The 15424-nt window shown below is 56.3% G+C and carries 15 protein-coding genes; 12 read left to right on the forward strand and 3 right to left on the reverse strand.

Features of this window, described 5'->3' with window-relative positions:
• Positions 1–10: 10 nt before the first annotated feature.
• The gene (groL, locus tag DIT72_RS00850; RefSeq protein ID WP_135953321.1) at positions 11–1612 is read right to left on the reverse strand and encodes a chaperonin GroEL; all 1602 of its coding nucleotides are present in this window, start codon (positions 1610–1612) and stop codon (positions 11–13) included.
• Between the two features lie 37 nt (positions 1613–1649).
• Complete coding sequence (locus tag DIT72_RS00855; protein WP_135953322.1) at positions 1650–1928, reverse strand: co-chaperone GroES; 279 nt, start codon at positions 1926–1928, stop codon at positions 1650–1652.
• A 166-nt stretch (positions 1929–2094) separates the two neighbouring features.
• Here DIT72_RS00855 and DIT72_RS00860 point away from each other — a divergent pair, with 166 nt between their 5' ends.
• From DIT72_RS00860 to DIT72_RS00915, 12 genes are all read left to right on the forward strand, one after another.
• Positions 2095–2898, forward strand: a complete 804-nt coding sequence (locus tag DIT72_RS00860; RefSeq protein WP_135953323.1) for an SDR family NAD(P)-dependent oxidoreductase — start codon at positions 2095–2097, stop codon at positions 2896–2898.
• A gap of 327 nt (positions 2899–3225) precedes the next feature.
• A complete protein-coding gene (locus tag DIT72_RS00865) occupies positions 3226–4479 on the forward strand; it encodes a hypothetical protein (protein WP_135953324.1) in 1254 nt (417 codons plus the stop codon).
• Between the two features lie 100 nt (positions 4480–4579).
• Positions 4580–5560 carry a sialic acid TRAP transporter substrate-binding protein SiaP gene (locus DIT72_RS00870; protein WP_135953325.1) on the forward strand — a complete coding sequence of 327 codons (981 nt, stop codon included), beginning with the start codon at positions 4580–4582 and terminating at the stop codon, positions 5558–5560.
• A gap of 88 nt (positions 5561–5648) precedes the next feature.
• Complete coding sequence (locus DIT72_RS00875; RefSeq protein ID WP_135953326.1) at positions 5649–6179, forward strand: TRAP transporter small permease; 531 nt, start codon at positions 5649–5651, stop codon at positions 6177–6179.
• Positions 6142–7464, forward strand: coding sequence for a TRAP transporter large permease (locus tag DIT72_RS00880; protein ID WP_228260696.1), 1323 nt, complete (start codon positions 6142–6144; stop codon positions 7462–7464). The genes DIT72_RS00875 and DIT72_RS00880 overlap by 38 nt, the downstream gene beginning before the upstream one ends.
• Before the next feature lie 22 nt (positions 7465–7486).
• Complete coding sequence (locus DIT72_RS00885; protein WP_135953327.1) at positions 7487–8515, forward strand: thiamine pyrophosphate-dependent dehydrogenase E1 component subunit alpha; 1029 nt, start codon at positions 7487–7489, stop codon at positions 8513–8515.
• Positions 8516–8528: 13 nt separating this feature from the next.
• Positions 8529–9524 (forward strand): alpha-ketoacid dehydrogenase subunit beta, encoded by a 996-nt coding sequence (locus DIT72_RS00890; protein WP_135953328.1) that lies wholly within the window; start codon positions 8529–8531, stop codon positions 9522–9524.
• Positions 9514–10833, forward strand: a complete 1320-nt coding sequence (locus DIT72_RS00895) for a biotin/lipoyl-containing protein (protein ID WP_135953329.1) — start codon at positions 9514–9516, stop codon at positions 10831–10833. Before DIT72_RS00890 ends, DIT72_RS00895 begins: the two co-directional genes overlap by 11 nt.
• A 21-nt stretch (positions 10834–10854) precedes the next feature.
• Positions 10855–11739 carry a 2-oxo acid dehydrogenase subunit E2 gene (locus tag DIT72_RS00900; protein WP_135953330.1) on the forward strand — a complete coding sequence of 295 codons (885 nt, stop codon included), beginning with the start codon at positions 10855–10857 and terminating at the stop codon, positions 11737–11739.
• Between the two features lie 359 nt (positions 11740–12098).
• The gene (locus DIT72_RS00905; protein ID WP_135953331.1) at positions 12099–13064 is read left to right on the forward strand and encodes a sensor domain-containing diguanylate cyclase; all 966 of its coding nucleotides are present in this window, start codon (positions 12099–12101) and stop codon (positions 13062–13064) included.
• A 171-nt stretch (positions 13065–13235) separates the two neighbouring features.
• Complete coding sequence (locus DIT72_RS00910) at positions 13236–14045, forward strand: hypothetical protein (protein WP_135953332.1); 810 nt, start codon at positions 13236–13238, stop codon at positions 14043–14045.
• An 80-nt stretch (positions 14046–14125) separates the two neighbouring features.
• Complete coding sequence (locus tag DIT72_RS00915; RefSeq protein WP_135953333.1) at positions 14126–14893, forward strand: SDR family oxidoreductase; 768 nt, start codon at positions 14126–14128, stop codon at positions 14891–14893.
• Here the strand turns inward: DIT72_RS00915 and DIT72_RS00920 are convergent.
• The gene (locus DIT72_RS00920; RefSeq protein ID WP_135953334.1) at positions 14890–15345 is read right to left on the reverse strand and encodes a GatB/YqeY domain-containing protein; all 456 of its coding nucleotides are present in this window, start codon (positions 15343–15345) and stop codon (positions 14890–14892) included. The two genes, DIT72_RS00915 and DIT72_RS00920, sit on opposite strands and share 4 nt — an antisense overlap.
• Positions 15346–15424 lie beyond the last annotated feature (79 nt).

Consider the following 15424-nt stretch of genomic DNA (forward strand, 5'->3'; position numbering starts at 1 on the left):
TGACCACCTATCAGTGTTGGTGACCTTCCTCTACCTGCCCCTTCTCGACAAGTAGAACCTCTGTCGTAATCAACAGCGTCGCCAGTGACGATGCGGTCTGAACCGCCAGCCTCGTGACTTTTGTAGGATCGATAATGCCTGACTCGAACAGGTGTTCTATTTTTCCTGTCGCGGCGTTCAAACCGTAGTCAAGACTGCCACCGCGAATATTCTCGATAATCACCCCCGGTACCAGACCGGCATTTTCCGCGATCGTCGAGAGCGGCGCCTCCAGCGCCCTGATGGTAAGAGCGTATCCGGCGGCTTCGTCGGGAGTCAGCTCTGCAGCCGGATCCATCTTCTCGATCGCCCGCAACAGGGATACGCCACCTCCCGGAACATACCCTTCCTCGATAGCCGCACGCGTGGCCTGGATAGCATCCCCAATCCTGTCCTTTCTCTCCTCCAGCTCTACCTCTGTCGCTGCGCCTACCTTGATAATGCCGATACCACCGGAAAGCCTCGCCTTTCGCTGCATCAATTTTTCCCGGTCATAGTCTGAAAACGCATCCGGTATCTGCTGCTTGATCTGGTCAATTCGGTCGGTGATCGCATCCGGGTCACCTGCACCATCGATAATGGTGCAGGTATCCTGGGTTATAACGACCCGCCTGGCGCTGCCCAGATCAGCCTCCTGGAGATCAGCAATAGTGACGCCAAGGTCAGTTGATACCAGGCTGGCCCCCGTCAATATCGCAATATCGGCGATCATGTTTTTACGCCGATCACCAAACCCCGGCGACTTGACAGCTGCAACTTTTACACGTCCTTTCATGTGGTTAACGATCAACGTAGGCAGAGTATCGTGCTCAAACTCTTCGGCAATAATCAGAAGCGGCCGCCGACTCTTGCCTACTGTCTCCAATAAAGGGACCAGATCATTGAATGAATCAAACTTTCCGTCAATGGCCAGGATCAGTGGATTTTCGAAATCCACCGACATGCTCTTGTGATCGTTGATGAAGTGGGGGGATGCGTATCCACGGTCAAACTGCATGCCTTTGACCAACTTCAGCTCCAGATCAAGACCAGTACCATCCTCAACCGTGATCACTCCTTCAATGCCAATCTCACTCATGGCATCGGCAATCATTCCACCGACCGCTCTGTCGCCATTTGCAGAGATGGTCGCGATACGGCGGATGGATTCAGGCTCATTGCAGGGCAGCGACATGCTGATGAGAGCAGTGACAGCATCTTTTGTTGCCTGCTCTATGCCGCGCTTGATAGCTACCGGGCTCATATTTGCCGCGACCGCCCTCATCCCCTCGTTCATCAGCGCCTGAGCAAGAACAGTGGCCGTTGTGGTGCCATCGCCTACCTCTTCATTAACCTTGGATGCAACATTGCGTGCAAGGCGCGCTCCGGTATCCTCTATCTCGTCTGATAATTCTGTTTCCTTCGCAACCGACACCCCATCCTTTGTCACGTATGGCAAACGATCCTTTTTACTGATGACGACGTGCCGGCCACAAGGGCCGAGAGTTGCCTTGACCGCATCACCGAGCGCGTTGATTCCTCGCAACAACGAATTCCGGGCTTCCTGGTTGAACTGGATATGCTTGGCTGACATAAGCAAAAAACTCCTGAATAATAATGATTAGTTGGCTTTATTGTTCATTGGCCCATGCCAGCACGTCGCCCAGGTGAATAATCACCCTGCTAACACCAGCGACCGCTACCACTTCTCCCTGCCCGGGTACAAAGAAAACAGTATCGCCCCGTTCCATGCCTTCAAGGCGGGACCTCGCTTCATAGCCAATCTCGACAACGCGCCCTTTCGGCGACTCTCCGGAGCTTCTGTGTGACATGACAATGCCCTGAGCAGACTCGTGTCGTTGCTCTATCAATTCCAAAATCAGGCGGTCAGGAGCGGGATGCAACGTCATAATAAATTTCTCCAATTGGTAAATTCTTTGTGGTTGCTTATATTTATTGAGTGCGAGCGAAACTCTTCAAATCAATGTAGCGCAATCGTTTGCATTTGTAAAACCGGTTAGCTAGACTTGTCATATCACCTGAAACCCAAACAAAGACAATACGCGAGGGGAAGACATGGATAAGACACGTTTAGAAAGCAAAAACTGCCTGATTACCGGTGCAGCCAGGGGCATTGGTGCAGCCGTTGCCGAGCACTACGCGGCGCAGGGCGCGAAAGTCTGTGTTGCGGATGTCAACCTTGAAGGTTGCCAGGAAGTTGTAGCCCGAATACAGGAGAAAGGCGGAAAAGCGATAGCGGTTACTCTGGATGTAACAAAGAGAGACCAGATGAAAGCAGCCGTTCAGGCTACCGTCGAGGCATTTGGCAGCCTCAACGTAATGCTCAATAACGCTGGCATCAACAAACCCCTGATGTTTCTTGATATCACCGAAGAAAACTGGCAACAGATCATGGACGTTAATGCCTGGGGCTGCCTGGTCGGCATGCAGGAGGCAGCAAAACAGATGATCGCCCAGGGTAAGGACAATGGCCCGTATAAAATCATCAATGTGGGTTCAATTCTCAGCCGCCAGGCATTTGACGACGTCATCCCCTACTCCTGCAGCAAACATGCTGTTCAGGCGATGATAAATGGTGGCGCCAAAGCGCTGGTTGACCACAACATAACGGTTAACGGATATGGCCCCGGCGTTGTGCGAACGGAATTGTGGGAGCAGCTGGACAAGGATCTCGTTGCCATCGGGAAGTTTGAAAAACAGGGGCAGTCCATGGACGAGCTGGCCGAAAAGATGATCCTCATGAAGCGTTATTCCTACCCTGAAGACATCGTGGGTACTGCCTCTTTCCTCGCCAGCAGTGAATCTGACTATATGACGGGCCAGTTGCTGATGATCGATGGCGGCATCGTGCTCCAGTAACGGATTCCACGAAATAAAGTCGTTTTGACCGGCTACTCGTCGATGATGCCCTGACGTAAAAGCGGCATTGTGTTGTTGTTTCCTACCCCCTTGTCAAAGGGAGCTTGCGCCAGCATTTTGCTGGCGCCTTTTTTATTCAGTTCTCTCTCCGATTGCGTCCATGACAGGCGAAGTACTGCGCACCAGAGTCATCAGTCTTTCATCAACAACCTGAGGCGGGAATAGCTGTTTTTTTTGTGCAAACGTTTGCATTATTGATGAGCTTTTGCTAAAAATTGAATGTGCAGTTGCACATCCTATGTAAACAAAAACAATGCGGAGAGAACCATGACTAGTATGATACCGAAGGTTAGGCTGAAGTTTCAGAGCTTATCTGCTGTCGCTGGTGCGATTGCAATGCTTTGCACCTCAACGGTGATGGCGCAGGAATCGGCCGGTTACCGGATGGAAGATATTGAAGACCGGATCGCAGATCTCGAGAACACCATACCTCTCAGAGTCGGCGTCGGTGTAGAAACGCTCTATATTTATGCCGACCACGACGAATCCAGTCGCGACAAGGTCGGCACCTATTTTCTCGATAAGTTCGAGCTCATTGTCAGCGGTGAGTGGGACAACGGTCTCTATTACAACTCCAGATGGGACTATCAGGTAACCCAGCAGGCCTTCTTCCCTGCCTGGACCTACGTCGGCCTGAATCACAACGAGGCCTGGTCTACCGAAGTCGGCGTTATCATCCAGCCCCTGGGCGCTGGTGTAGACGGCTCTTATTACGACAACAGCTTTCTTAGCGACGTGCCCCTGTGGATTGGCCTGGCAAACAACCCCGACCTCGGCATCAAAACCCAGTACCAGCAGAACAACTGGCACTGGGTAGCCAGCTTCACCAAGAATACCGAGCTCAGCGGTGACAATCCGAATGCCCGTTTCCGTCCCGACGTAATCGCCCAGGGCGAGATCAACCCACGTGGATTTGCCAATGAAACGTTTTCTGCCGATGTTGAGCCAATCAACACTTTCCACGGCGGCGGTGCCTATACCTTTGACCTGGACGGCAATGCCACACTGCAGCTGGGCTCCAATGGCCAGTTCGGCGATTACTACAATACACGCACGAATGATGACGGCGGTGACCATTGGGCCGCGACCGTTTTCGCCAACTACCGGTCCGGAGGTTTTGCCTTCACGGTTCAGGGCCTGGCGTATGACCACAACGTCGAGAACGCACCCGGCGTAAATCAGACCGAGGACTCAATCGCCCTTTCCACAGGCGCACTGATACCGTCTGACGGCCAGGCCTACTCGACCCGTATTTCCTACTCCATGCCGACCTCTCTGGGGATCTTCGAAAACGTCAAGTTCTATCACGACTATGACTTTCTCAAGAGTGGCAGCGAAGACATGTTCACCAGCGAAGACACCCAGTTCAGCATTGCCGGCGTTCAACTTTCGCGTGGCGCTTTCAATACCTGGGTCAGCGTGCTCACGTCCAAGAATGCCAACTTTGCCAACGGTGGGCCTGCCCAAAATGATGACGAATGGCACACCCAGTTCACCGTCGTAGGTGCTTTGTACTTCTGATAACGAGCGGAAAGAGCTTCTGGCAACGGATTGCCAGTCACGCTTCGAAAGAGCGGATGCTCATCTCGTTTTCGGACCTATTGAATTTCCGGGAGGAAAAATGACAAACATATTCGGTATACCGTCGGTTCTTGCAGCCGGCATTTTTGCGATAGCTGGTTCAGCAAGCACCTTGGCGCAGACCGAGTTGCGATGGGGCCATGTTTACGAGTCACAGTCGCCTTACCATGAATGGGCGGAATCGGCGGCCGAAGCTTTCGAAGACCGTACCGATGGCAGGTACACCATTGAGGTTTTCCCGGCATCCTCCCTGGGCAAGCAGACCGACCTGGCCGAGGGGCTGGAGCTCGGTACAGTCGACATCATCTATGACGGTCAGTTCTTCGCGGGTCGCCGTTACGGGCCGATGGCGATCGGCAGCGCCCCCTTCATGTTCCGTGACTTTGCGCACTGGGAAGCCTATCGCGATTCGGATCTTTTCCTCGATCTTTCCGCAGGGTATGCCGAGGCCACCGGCGACGACGTCGCCGGACTGGTTTATTACGGCCAGCGCCATGTGACGTCGAACAGTGAGATCAGGGCACCTGCCGATATGGAGGGTATGAAAATTCGTGTGCCCAACGCCTCGCTATACAAGATGTTTCCAGAGGCTGTTGGCGCCAATGCCACTCCGATGGCATTTTCCGAGGTTTATCTGGCACTGCAACAGGGCGTTGTCGATGCCCAGGAGAATCCGCTTCCCACCATCCAGTTCAAAAAATTCTACGAAGTTCAGGACTACATCACCCTGACGGGCCACATCACCGATGCACTGCTCACGATCGTTGCCGGACGGGTTTCAGACAGCATGCCGGACGAGGACTATGCAACGCTGATGGCCGTGCTGAAAGAAGCGGCCGAGGGGGCTTCGTCCGATATCCGCAGCTCCGAACTGGAGTTGGTGGGCTGGTTCCGTGAGCAGGGGGGAACCGTCAACGAGGTAGATCGGGCGCCTTTCCGCGACGCAGTGGCTGACGAGCTGAATGGTCCACAGGCGAGCTGGGACCGCAAGACCTTCGACAGGCTGCAAGCCTTGAAATGATCAAACGCAGCAGGCTGTATGCGTTCTTGTGTCAGCCTGCTTTTCCGCTTCCGCACCTGGCAGGGCGTTAGCTTACGAGGTTCCCGACATGTCAAATCCGACTCCCGCACCTGACAAACGCGAACAAAAACCACGCATTCCGGCACTCGATGCAGGGCTGGTTATATTTCTGTTCTGGGTTCTGGCACTTGTGGTCTTCGTTCAGTTTTTTACCCGCTATGTGCTTAACGACTCGATCGGCTGGACTGAAGAGCTCGCACGCTATCTTCTGATAGTTGTGACCTTTGCCGGCGCCTGTATCGCAGTGCGGCATAACACCCACATCTCGGTCGAATTCTTCTATCGCTATTTGCCGGCCAGGGCAGCCCGAGGTTTATCCTCCGTGGTAGATCTCCTGAGAATAGGACTGTTTACAGTGCTGACCGTGCTCAGCGTTGAGCTTGCGGGCAATACGCGGCAGATGATGACTGCGATTGACCTGCCAAAGTCGGTGCTCTACGGCTTTGTTGCCGGCTGCTTTGCACTGATGACGATCTATTCGGCAGTTGTTGCGTGGCGGCACCTGATCAGCAGAAAGGCGGATGTGGCACCCGATGTGCCCGCCGGACTGCCAGAGTGAGTGGCCCGTCATGCTGATCCTGTTTGGAACACTTGCACTGCTTCTGGTCATCGGCCTGCCGGTGGCACTGGCGCTGGCCGGTGCGTCACTGGCATTCCTGCTGATTGAAAGTCCCCTGCCGGCGGTAGTGGTTGTGCATCGCATGATCAATGGCGTGGACAGTTTTCCGTTACTGGCAGTGCCCTTCTTCATTCTTGCGGGCAGCCTGATGAACCATAGCGGCATTACCGACCGCATTTTCGCTTTCGCCAAGGCCCTGGTCGGGTGGATGCGTGGCGGGCTGGGGCACGTGAACATCGGCGCCTCGGTGTTGTTTGCAGGCATGTCAGGCGCTGCTGTAGCCGACGCCGGTGGGCTGGGAACAGTCGAGATCAAGGCCATGAGGGAAGGCGGCTATGACGGGGATTTTGCCGTAGGCATCACCGCTGCGTCATCAACCATTGGGCCACTGATTCCGCCCTCCCTGCCCCTGGTTGTCTACGGGGTGATCTCTTCGACCTCGATAGGCCAGCTTTTTGCGGCTGGCCTGGTGCCCGGGCTGCTGATGGCGGTAGCACTGATGGTTATGGTGGCCTGGTATGCGAAGGTGCGGGGCTACGGCCGTGATGCGGGTTTCGCCTGGTCTGTCCTTTGGCAAACGTTCCGGCGGGCCTTTCTGTCACTGCTGACACCGGTCATTATCGTAGGCGGGATCCTGGCAGGCCTGTTTACCCCAACCGAGGCTGCCATTGCGGCTTGCGCCTATGCCCTGCTTCTTGGCGGATTCGTTTACAGGGCACTGGATTTACGCAAGTTAAAGGCGATCTCACTGGATACGATCGAAACGACAGCGATTGTTCTTATGATCGTTGCGGCCGCCTCGATTTTTTCGTGGATCCTCACCTCCAACCAGGTCACCCAGGTAGTGGCGGACGGGATCCTCGGCCACACACAGAATGTTGTTCTGGTACTCCTGCTGATCAATCTCGTGCTCCTGGTTGTCGGCCTTTTCATGGAGCCGGTGGCGGCCATTACCATCCTGACGCCCGTCCTGCTGCCGGTAGTGGTTGCGCTGGGCATGGATCCGGTGCACTTCGGCATCATGATGATTCTGAACCTGATGCTGGGCCTTCTGACACCTCCTGTAGGCATGGTGCTCTATGTGCTTGCGCGGGTCGCTGATATCAGGTTTGAGAACGCGGTGCGTGCAACTGCACCGTTCCTCATTCCCCTGGTTATTGTGCTCCTCCTTATCACCTATGTTCCGGCCGTATCAATGTGGTTGCCGGAACTGCTCTATCGCTAACTGTTGAAAAATGGGTATTCCAATGACCTCAAAAACCAAGACCAAGACCAAGACAAGCCCGAATACGGACGACTATCTGCGGATGTATACCCAGATGGTGCGCATCCGCACCTTCGAGGACAACGCAAACCAGCTTTACCTTGCCGGCAAGATGCAGGGACTGACGCACATGTATTCCGGCGAAGAAGCCGTAGCTGTCGGCATCTGTGAGGCTCTGACCGATAACGACCGCATCACCTCAACCCACCGAGGCCACGGGCATTGCGTAGCCAAGGGTGCAAACTATAAAGAGATGTTCTGCGAATTGCTGGGAAAGCAGGAAGGCTACTGCCGCGGCAAGGGTGGCTCCATGCATATCGCCGATCAGAGCCACGGCAATCTGGGTGCCAACGCCATTGTCGGCGGCTCCATGGGAATTGCAACCGGCTCGGCGCTGCGCGCCAAGTTACTGGGCCAGGATGACGTGACCGTCTGCTTCTTCGGAGACGGGGCTACCGCGCAGGGCCTGCTCTACGAGGTAATGAACATGGCCGCGCTGTGGAAGCTGCCGGTTATCTACGCCTGCGAGAACAACGGTTATTCGGAATACACCAAGACCGAGGAGATCGCAGCCGGCTCAATCACAGCGCGTGCAGAGGCTTTCGGCATCGAGGCGTTCTCCATTGATGGGCAGGACGTTCTTGGCGTCAACGAACTGAGCAAGAAACTGGTCGCACGGTGCCGCAACAATGAGGGGCCTTTCTTTGTGGAGCTGATGACTTATCGCTACCACGGCCATCACGTGGGAGACATCAACCGCGAATATTACCGTTCGAAAAAGGAAGAGGCTGACTGGAAGGAAAACCGTGACCCCATCATTCGATTCCGTGGCTGGCTGGTCGAGCAGGGCATCGCCACCGAAGAAGAGATCGAGACGCTGAACGAACAGATCAAGCAGGATGCCAAAGAAGCCGTCGCCTATGCCGAAGCCGCCGCCTATCCGGACGTTGCAGAGGTAGACATGCATGTCTACGCGGAAACCGATCCTGCCACGCTGCAAGCCGGAAACTGAGGGAGATCACGATATGAGAGAAATTACACTGTCCCAAGCTGTAAACGAGGCCCTGGCCGAAGAGATGCGGCACGACCCGACAACCTTCATTCTCGGCGAGGACGTGGCCGAAGCTGGCACACCCTTCAAGGTACTGTCAGGCCTGGTTGAAGAATTCGGTACCGACCGGGTGATTGACACGCCCATCTCCGAGCCGGGGTTCGTGGGTATCGCGGTAGGCGCTGCCCTGACCGGCGCACGGCCCATCGTCGATCTGATGTTCGGCGATTTTATCTATCTGGTGATGGATCAGCTCTGCAACCAGGCGGCCAAGCAGCAGTACATGTCAGGTGGCAAGCTGAGCGTACCCATGGTACTGCGTACCAATCTGGGCGCCACGCGCCGCTCGGGGGCACAGCACAGCCAATCCCTGCATGTACTGGTTGCCCATATCCCGGGGCTTAAAGTGGCGTTACCGTCTTCGGCCTATGAAGCCAAAGGGCTGATGAAAACAGCCATCCGGGATAACAACCCGGTAGTGATCATCGAAGACAAACTGATGTATCAGGACAAGGCACCGGTGCCTGAAGACGAATACCTGATTCCTTTCGGTGAGGCCAATATCAAGCGCGAAGGCAGCGACATCACACTGATCGGCACGTCCTCCATGGTGCAGGTAGCCGAGGCAGCCGCGCGTATTCTGGAAAGCGAAGGCATCAGTGCTGAGGTGATCGATCCCCGCACAATTGTACCGCTCGATGAGGAGACCCTGCTCAAAAGCGTCCGCAAAACCAGCCGCGCCATCGTCATTGATGAGGGCCACCAGAACTATGGCATAACCGGTGAGATCGCCAGTCGCCTCAACGAAAAGGCCTTCTACTATCTCGACGCACCCGTGCTGCGCATGGGAGCAATGGATGTGCCAGTGCCCTTCAGCCCTGTGCTCGAAGATCTCACAGTACCAACACCAGAACGCGTCGCCGAGAATGCTCGCCGGCTCTGCGCGGGGGAGATGATCCATGCCGCTTGACGTCATCATGCCAGCACTCGGGATGGCGCAAGATACGGGTGTCATCCTTACTTGGCACAAATCACCCGGGGACCCCGTTTCAGAAGGGGAGGCACTGTTTGAAGTGGAAACCGATAAAGCAGCGATGGAAGTCGAAGCACAGGGTTCAGGCTTCCTGACCGACGTTACCGCCACCGCTGGCGAAGAAGTGCCGGTGGGACGGGTAGTCGCACGCATCTCCGAAACACCCGAGGAAACCGGAACCACGCCTGACATTGCCCAGGAAAAGCCCACGGAGCCTGATGATCAGACCAGTTCCGCCATTCCCGAAGGCGAACAGGTCATTATGCCCGCGCTGGGCATGGCACAGGATGCCGGCCTGATCGTTGCGTGGCGCAAATCGCCCGGCGATCCCGTAACCGCCGGCGAAATTCTGTTCGAAGTGGAAACTGACAAGTCCATCGTGGAAGTCGATGCCGGCCACGACGGCTTCATCGCGGCGCTGTTGGCCGAGGCTGGAGAAGAGGCACCGGTCGGTGACGTAATCGCCATCATTTCCAGCAAAAAGCCAGAAGCGCCTGTCCGGCGCAGTCTCAAGGCTCGCGGAACCGCGACACCAGCCGAAGCCGCACCAGCGGCAGAACCGGCGCCCGCTAAAAAGTCGGCTTCAAAAGCTCCTGAATCGCGCCCGACACAGCAGGCTGCTCCAGCAATGGGCGGCCGGATCCTGGCATCACCCAAAGCACGGCGACTGGCCCTCGAGCGGGGTCTGGATCTGGCTCGACTGGTCGAACAAGGCTATCCGCAACCCTACCATGTCAAGGATCTGGAAGTTCTGGAGAGCCTGCCGAAGGCGACTGCTTCGCAACTTTCCACTGCCGCCCCTGGTCGTTACCTGTCTGCCGAGGTGACCGCGGATGGCTTCGGCGAGTTTGCTGTATGGGCTGCCAAAGAGGCCGGCCTGACGGATGCGGGCTCCCTGCTGGCAGCTTTCGCAGGATCAAGCCTGGGCCGGAAAGATGCAATCGTGGCGCTGGAAGCTTTTGGCAAGACACGTATTTTTGCGATGCACGGAAGACGACTGAGCGACCTCGCCGAGGCCGAACCTGAGGCCGCGCCCGATCTGCGGCTGCGCGATTTGCGATTTGGCCGCCTGAGCACGATTCAGGCGGGCCCTGAGGATACGCCGGTGCTCAGTGTCCTGACCTCGGGTGCGGGGCTGAAGCTGACACTGGAATGTTCCGCAGAGCAACTGGATGCCTCTGCGGCCATTACCCTTCTTTCCGATTTTGCAGGTCGAATGGAGCAGCCGCTCCGTCATCTGCTTTGAGCTATGGAGTGGAAGCCAATCATGACAGACATTATCGCACCACCTTCGGTTCGGGCACTGGCCCGGGAAAAGGGTATCAATCTCGAGGCACTTGCCCGTGATCTGGGACGCATGAATATCGTGCGTGAGGATCTTGATGACAAAAAACCAACGGCGGCCAACGGCCCGGGCGACGACACATCGCTCTGGGATGTGGATCATTCCCGGCATGGCAAGGTAGTTGAAGAACCCATGAGCCGTTTCGCACAAGTGGCCGCCACCAACCTGGCTGCTGCACAGAGGCTTATCCCCGCAGTGACACATCACGAGCGCGCCGATATAAGTGCAGTTGAGGCCTGGCGCCGCGAGCTGAAACCCGAGGCGCAGGCCCGCGGGGTGAAGCTGACCGCACTCGCCTTCCACGTTGTGGCGCTGGCCCGCTGCCTGCAGGAATTCCCGCGCTTCAATGCCTCACTTTCAGCTGACGGCAAGACACTGGTACTCAAAGAGTATGTGCACATTGGTATCGCCGTAGATACCGCTCACGGGCTGATGGTGCCAGTAATCCGCGATGCTGAAACCAAGGGGCTTTGGCAGATCGGGACGGAAATCGCTGATCTGGCCAGCCGCGCGCAGGGCCGCAAGGTTGGCGCTGACGAAATGGGAGGGGCGTCCATGACCATCACGAATCTGGGAGGCATCGGCGGCATTGGCTTCACCCCCATCGTCAATCCGCCCGAAGTGGCGATCCTGGGACTCACCCGCCCCGAAACCATACCGGTCTGGAGTGGCGACGCTTTCCAGCCCGTCCCGATGGTTTCTGTGGACCTGAGCTACGACCACCGGGTGATCAATGGGGCTGACGCTGCTCGTTTTTCTGCACGCTATTCATCCCTGCTATCCGATCCACGGCGGATGATGGTGTGAGACGAGTTCAGCGATAGCCTGCAAATGTACCCCCGGCGATTTTGCCTGCCAAGGCGCCGGGTTACTTTTGAATAGCGTGTCGCAACGGCCCTCAGCAAGATTTTGCTTGTTGTCATTCAGGCGCTCGCTGCCTCCATCCGGACCGCATGCGCAGGAAACGTATCTCAGGGCTCTGAGTTACCTGTCAGTGTAGTTCAGGAAACTGACAGGAGTTTATTCTCCGCCGTTTGATAGACCTCACTATTTTCAGGCAGACTAATCACAACTTTTACAATCCCGCACGGCTGATGTGCTGATGTTCCGAGGGTACACTTCACCACAGCCCCTATCGATAACCCCTATATGGTGTTTTAGCTGGAATGGATTATTCGGAGCCCCTGAATGAAGCCGCACGAGTCCAACAACTGCGCAGCCTGAATATTCTTGATACCAAGCCTGAAGAACGCTTTGACCGGCTCACCCGTCTGGCCAAACGGCTATTCAGCGTACCGGTTGCACTGGTCTCCTTAGTGGATAGTGACCGCCTGTGGCTCAAGTCAAAAATCGGAATGACGGTTTGTGAAGTTCCCCGATCAGTTTCGTTTTGTGGACACGCAATCCTGAAAAATGATGCATTTGTCGTCCCCAACCTTGCGCTGGACGAGCGTTTTGCTGAAAACGAACTGGTCACTGGCTCTCAGCATCTCCGTTTTTACGCAGGCTATCCGATCAGGAATCTGGAGGGAAGCCCCCTTGGCACCCTCTGTATCATTGATTATGAGCCAAGAGAGTTCAGCGACGAAGATGCTGCAGCCCTGAGGGATCTGGCAGAGCTGGCTGAGAGTGAACTGATTGCCACACAAATGGCAATCGAGGACGAATTAACCCACCTGCCCAATCGCCGAGGCTTTCTTTACCAGGCCCAGAATACCGTGAACCTTTGCTATCGCCTCTCTAAACCGGCTTCTCTGGTGTTTCTGGACCTGACCCGGTTCAAGCAGATCAATGATACTTTTGGCCATGAAGAAGGCGACCTCGCGTTAAAAGCCTTCGCCAACGTCCTCAGACAAATCGCCCGCGAATCAGATTTACCTGCTCGTCTGGGGGGTGATGAGTTCGTCATCCTCCTGACCGATACCCCGTCAGCCGAGGCGCACGATTTCATTTATCGCCTGCGCCAGGCACTTGATATCTTTAATGCCCAGGCACAGCGCGGCTATGAAATCGCTTTCAACCAAGGAATCGTCGAGCTGGATCTGGAAAGAGAGCATGAAATATCAGCTTTGCTGAAGCAGGCTGACGCTCTGATGTACGAGCATAAGTCTTCAGGCAGACCCCACTCCTGAAGCAAGAGAGACTCTCGCAAGGAGCAAAAAACCGGGTACTGTGCAGCTGGTCCGGCAAAGGGTATTGTTGGTAAACAGGCCTGACCACCTCTGACGACTGGAGGCAGCATTGTGTTTAAGGGGTGTTGTTTTCAAACCACAGATCGAGCGACATCGTGGTTTTATCCACTGGTGGTTGTTCTGGTAGCTGCCCTGGTCCTGCCCCGCGCCGTCCAGGCCTCAAGCGATTTCTATCTGCTGTACCGCCAGTGGCAGCCTTACGACTGGCCGCAGAATGTGCCAACGGCCACCGAAGTGAGCCGTTCCCAGCGTGGCGCGGGCTGGCATCGACGGAGCGCTGCCGGCGAGTTCGGCGTTGATTACGACTATCAGCCCCTGCGCATACGCACCGGTGAACCGGCGCACAATGGCCACCTGCACCGGTTAACCTTCGGCAGCCAATGGCAACACCGGCTTTACCGCGTGGAAGCCCGGGCCGGTTTTGCCGGTACATCAAACATATTCAAGTATCAGGAATTTCATGGTGATGTGGTGAATGGTCGGGTGGCGATGTTCCGCGCCGTGGATGAAGCCTCGCCCCTGAGCCTGGGGATCGGCGGCGATCATCGTTTCGGTTCTTTCCGCTGGCTTCCCAGAGTGCGTTGGCAGCACGCCAGCGATAGTGGCCACTGGCTGATCGATCTGCCTGTCATGCTGCGATGGCAAAGCCCCGGTCAGCTCTGGCAGCTTCGGCTGGAACGCAAAGGGGATCGCTGGGCCACTCTTGACGGGGCGCGGGAGATCAAAAGCACGCTTTACCTGCGCGAATGGAGAGCGGAGCTGACATACCGCGTACGCTCTGCCGGAAAATTCTGGCCAGCCGTGGTTCTGGGGCTTGGCGCCAGCATCGACACCCGCGTCCGGTATCGGGACCTGGTGGCGGGCACCCTGGATCAGCGTCTGGGCGATGCCCTGCTGGGGAGTATAAGGCTCGGCTGGTAGAGCAGGGCCCGGAAAAACAGACCTGAAAACATTTACGTTTTCTGATCATTCTATTTTCTGATTATAAGGAGCCAGGACACATGACACAGCAAACCCCGGTCATACTCATAACCGGCGGCGCCCAGGGCATCGGTAAGGGCATTGCCGCCTGTTTTCTGGACAAGGACTGGCGGGTGGTGGTCCTGGACCAGGATGCAGACGCAATCAAGGTATGCGGGCAGGATCTCGGCAATCCGGATAACCTGCACCTGATCAAAACAGACGTGTCCCGTGAGTCAGAAGTGGTCTCCGCCGTGGCCGAGGCCGTGCAATGGGGTCAGCGACTGGACGCGCTCGTCAATAATGCGGGACTCGCGGATCCGGATACCGGCCCCATAGAGATGCTTGAACTGGCCCAATGGCAGCGGCGAATCGACGTTAATCTGACCGGCGCCTTCCTGATGGCAAAGCATACGGTGCCCCATCTTCGCCAAAGCCGGGGCAGCATCGTCAACATGGCCTCCACCCGCGCCCTGCAGTCCGAGCCCGATAGCGAGGCTTATGCTGCCAGCAAGGGTGGCCTGATCGCCCTGACCCACGCTCTGGCTGTGAGTCTGGGCCCGGCTGTCCGGGCCAACAGCATCAGCCCGGGCTGGATCGATGTCCGGGCGTGGCAGGCCCATGCGCCCTCCACGCCGCAGCCCCTGTCGGCCTCCGATCACGAACAGCACCCCAGTGGCCGCGTTGGCACACCTGGTGACGTAGCGGCCATGGTGGCCTACCTGGTTTCGCCTGATGCGCACTTTGTGACTGGCCAGAACTTCGTGATCGACGGCGGCATGACCCGCAAGATGATTTACCGGGATTAACTCGCCAGCGCGTCCCTCACCTTCTTGCTCACGTGGCCCATTTCAACACGCCCAAGCACCTGGGGACGCAGTTCCTTCATGACACGATTCATATCCTGCATTCCCTGGGCATCCGTTGAGCTGATTGCCACACGGATCAGGCCGTCCAGGTCGTCCTCGGTCAGGGCCTCAGGCATGAATTCCTCGATATACACCATTTCTGCCCGTTCCTTGTCGCCCAGATCCTCGCGACCGGCATCATCGTACTGACTGGCGGCATCGCGGCGCTGTTTGAGCATTTTGTCCAGCACTTCCAGCACATCCTCATCACTCAGCTCGCGGCGCTCATCGATCTCGATCTGTTTGATTGCGGCCTGAGCCATACGCAGGGTCGCAAGCTTGAGTTTATCGGTTTTCCGCATTGCGTCTTTCACTGCGTTGTTCAGTTGTTCCTTGAGCGATACTTCCGCCATAGTCTGTCTCCTGTCCTGAGAATTAAGTGGGCTGAATTCATATTAAGCCTGTAACTAGGTGTAACGGAAAATCGGCGCA

Origin of the sequence: Marinobacter orientalis, from assembly GCF_004792665.1 — a bacterium.
Taxonomy (GTDB): domain Bacteria; phylum Pseudomonadota; class Gammaproteobacteria; order Pseudomonadales; family Oleiphilaceae; genus Marinobacter; species Marinobacter orientalis.

Bases quoted from the DNA above. Each gene is read 5' to 3' on its own strand.
- DIT72_RS00905 (WP_135953331.1), top strand. From the start codon at position 12,099: ATGGATTATTCGGAGCCCCTGAATGAAGCCGCACGAGTCCAACAACTG.
- DIT72_RS00875 (WP_135953326.1), top strand. From the start codon at position 5,649: ATGTCAAATCCGACTCCCGCACCTGACAAACGCGAACAAAAACCACGC.
- DIT72_RS00900 (WP_135953330.1), top strand. From the start codon at position 10,855: ATGACAGACATTATCGCACCACCTTCGGTTCGGGCACTGGCCCGGGAA.
- DIT72_RS00855 (WP_135953322.1), bottom strand. From the start codon at position 1,928: ATGACGTTGCATCCCGCTCCTGACCGCCTGATTTTGGAATTGATAGAG.
- DIT72_RS00860 (WP_135953323.1), top strand. From the start codon at position 2,095: ATGGATAAGACACGTTTAGAAAGCAAAAACTGCCTGATTACCGGTGCA.
- DIT72_RS00895 (WP_135953329.1), top strand. From the start codon at position 9,514: ATGCCGCTTGACGTCATCATGCCAGCACTCGGGATGGCGCAAGATACG.
- DIT72_RS00880 (WP_228260696.1), top strand. From the start codon at position 6,142: ATGTGGCACCCGATGTGCCCGCCGGACTGCCAGAGTGAGTGGCCCGTC.
- DIT72_RS00915 (WP_135953333.1), top strand. From the start codon at position 14,126: ATGACACAGCAAACCCCGGTCATACTCATAACCGGCGGCGCCCAGGGC.
- DIT72_RS00865 (WP_135953324.1), top strand. From the start codon at position 3,226: ATGACTAGTATGATACCGAAGGTTAGGCTGAAGTTTCAGAGCTTATCT.
- DIT72_RS00890 (WP_135953328.1), top strand. From the start codon at position 8,529: ATGAGAGAAATTACACTGTCCCAAGCTGTAAACGAGGCCCTGGCCGAA.
- DIT72_RS00870 (WP_135953325.1), top strand. From the start codon at position 4,580: ATGACAAACATATTCGGTATACCGTCGGTTCTTGCAGCCGGCATTTTT.
- groL (WP_135953321.1), bottom strand. From the start codon at position 1,612: ATGTCAGCCAAGCATATCCAGTTCAACCAGGAAGCCCGGAATTCGTTG.
- DIT72_RS00885 (WP_135953327.1), top strand. From the start codon at position 7,487: ATGACCTCAAAAACCAAGACCAAGACCAAGACAAGCCCGAATACGGAC.
- DIT72_RS00920 (WP_135953334.1), bottom strand. From the start codon at position 15,345: ATGGCGGAAGTATCGCTCAAGGAACAACTGAACAACGCAGTGAAAGAC.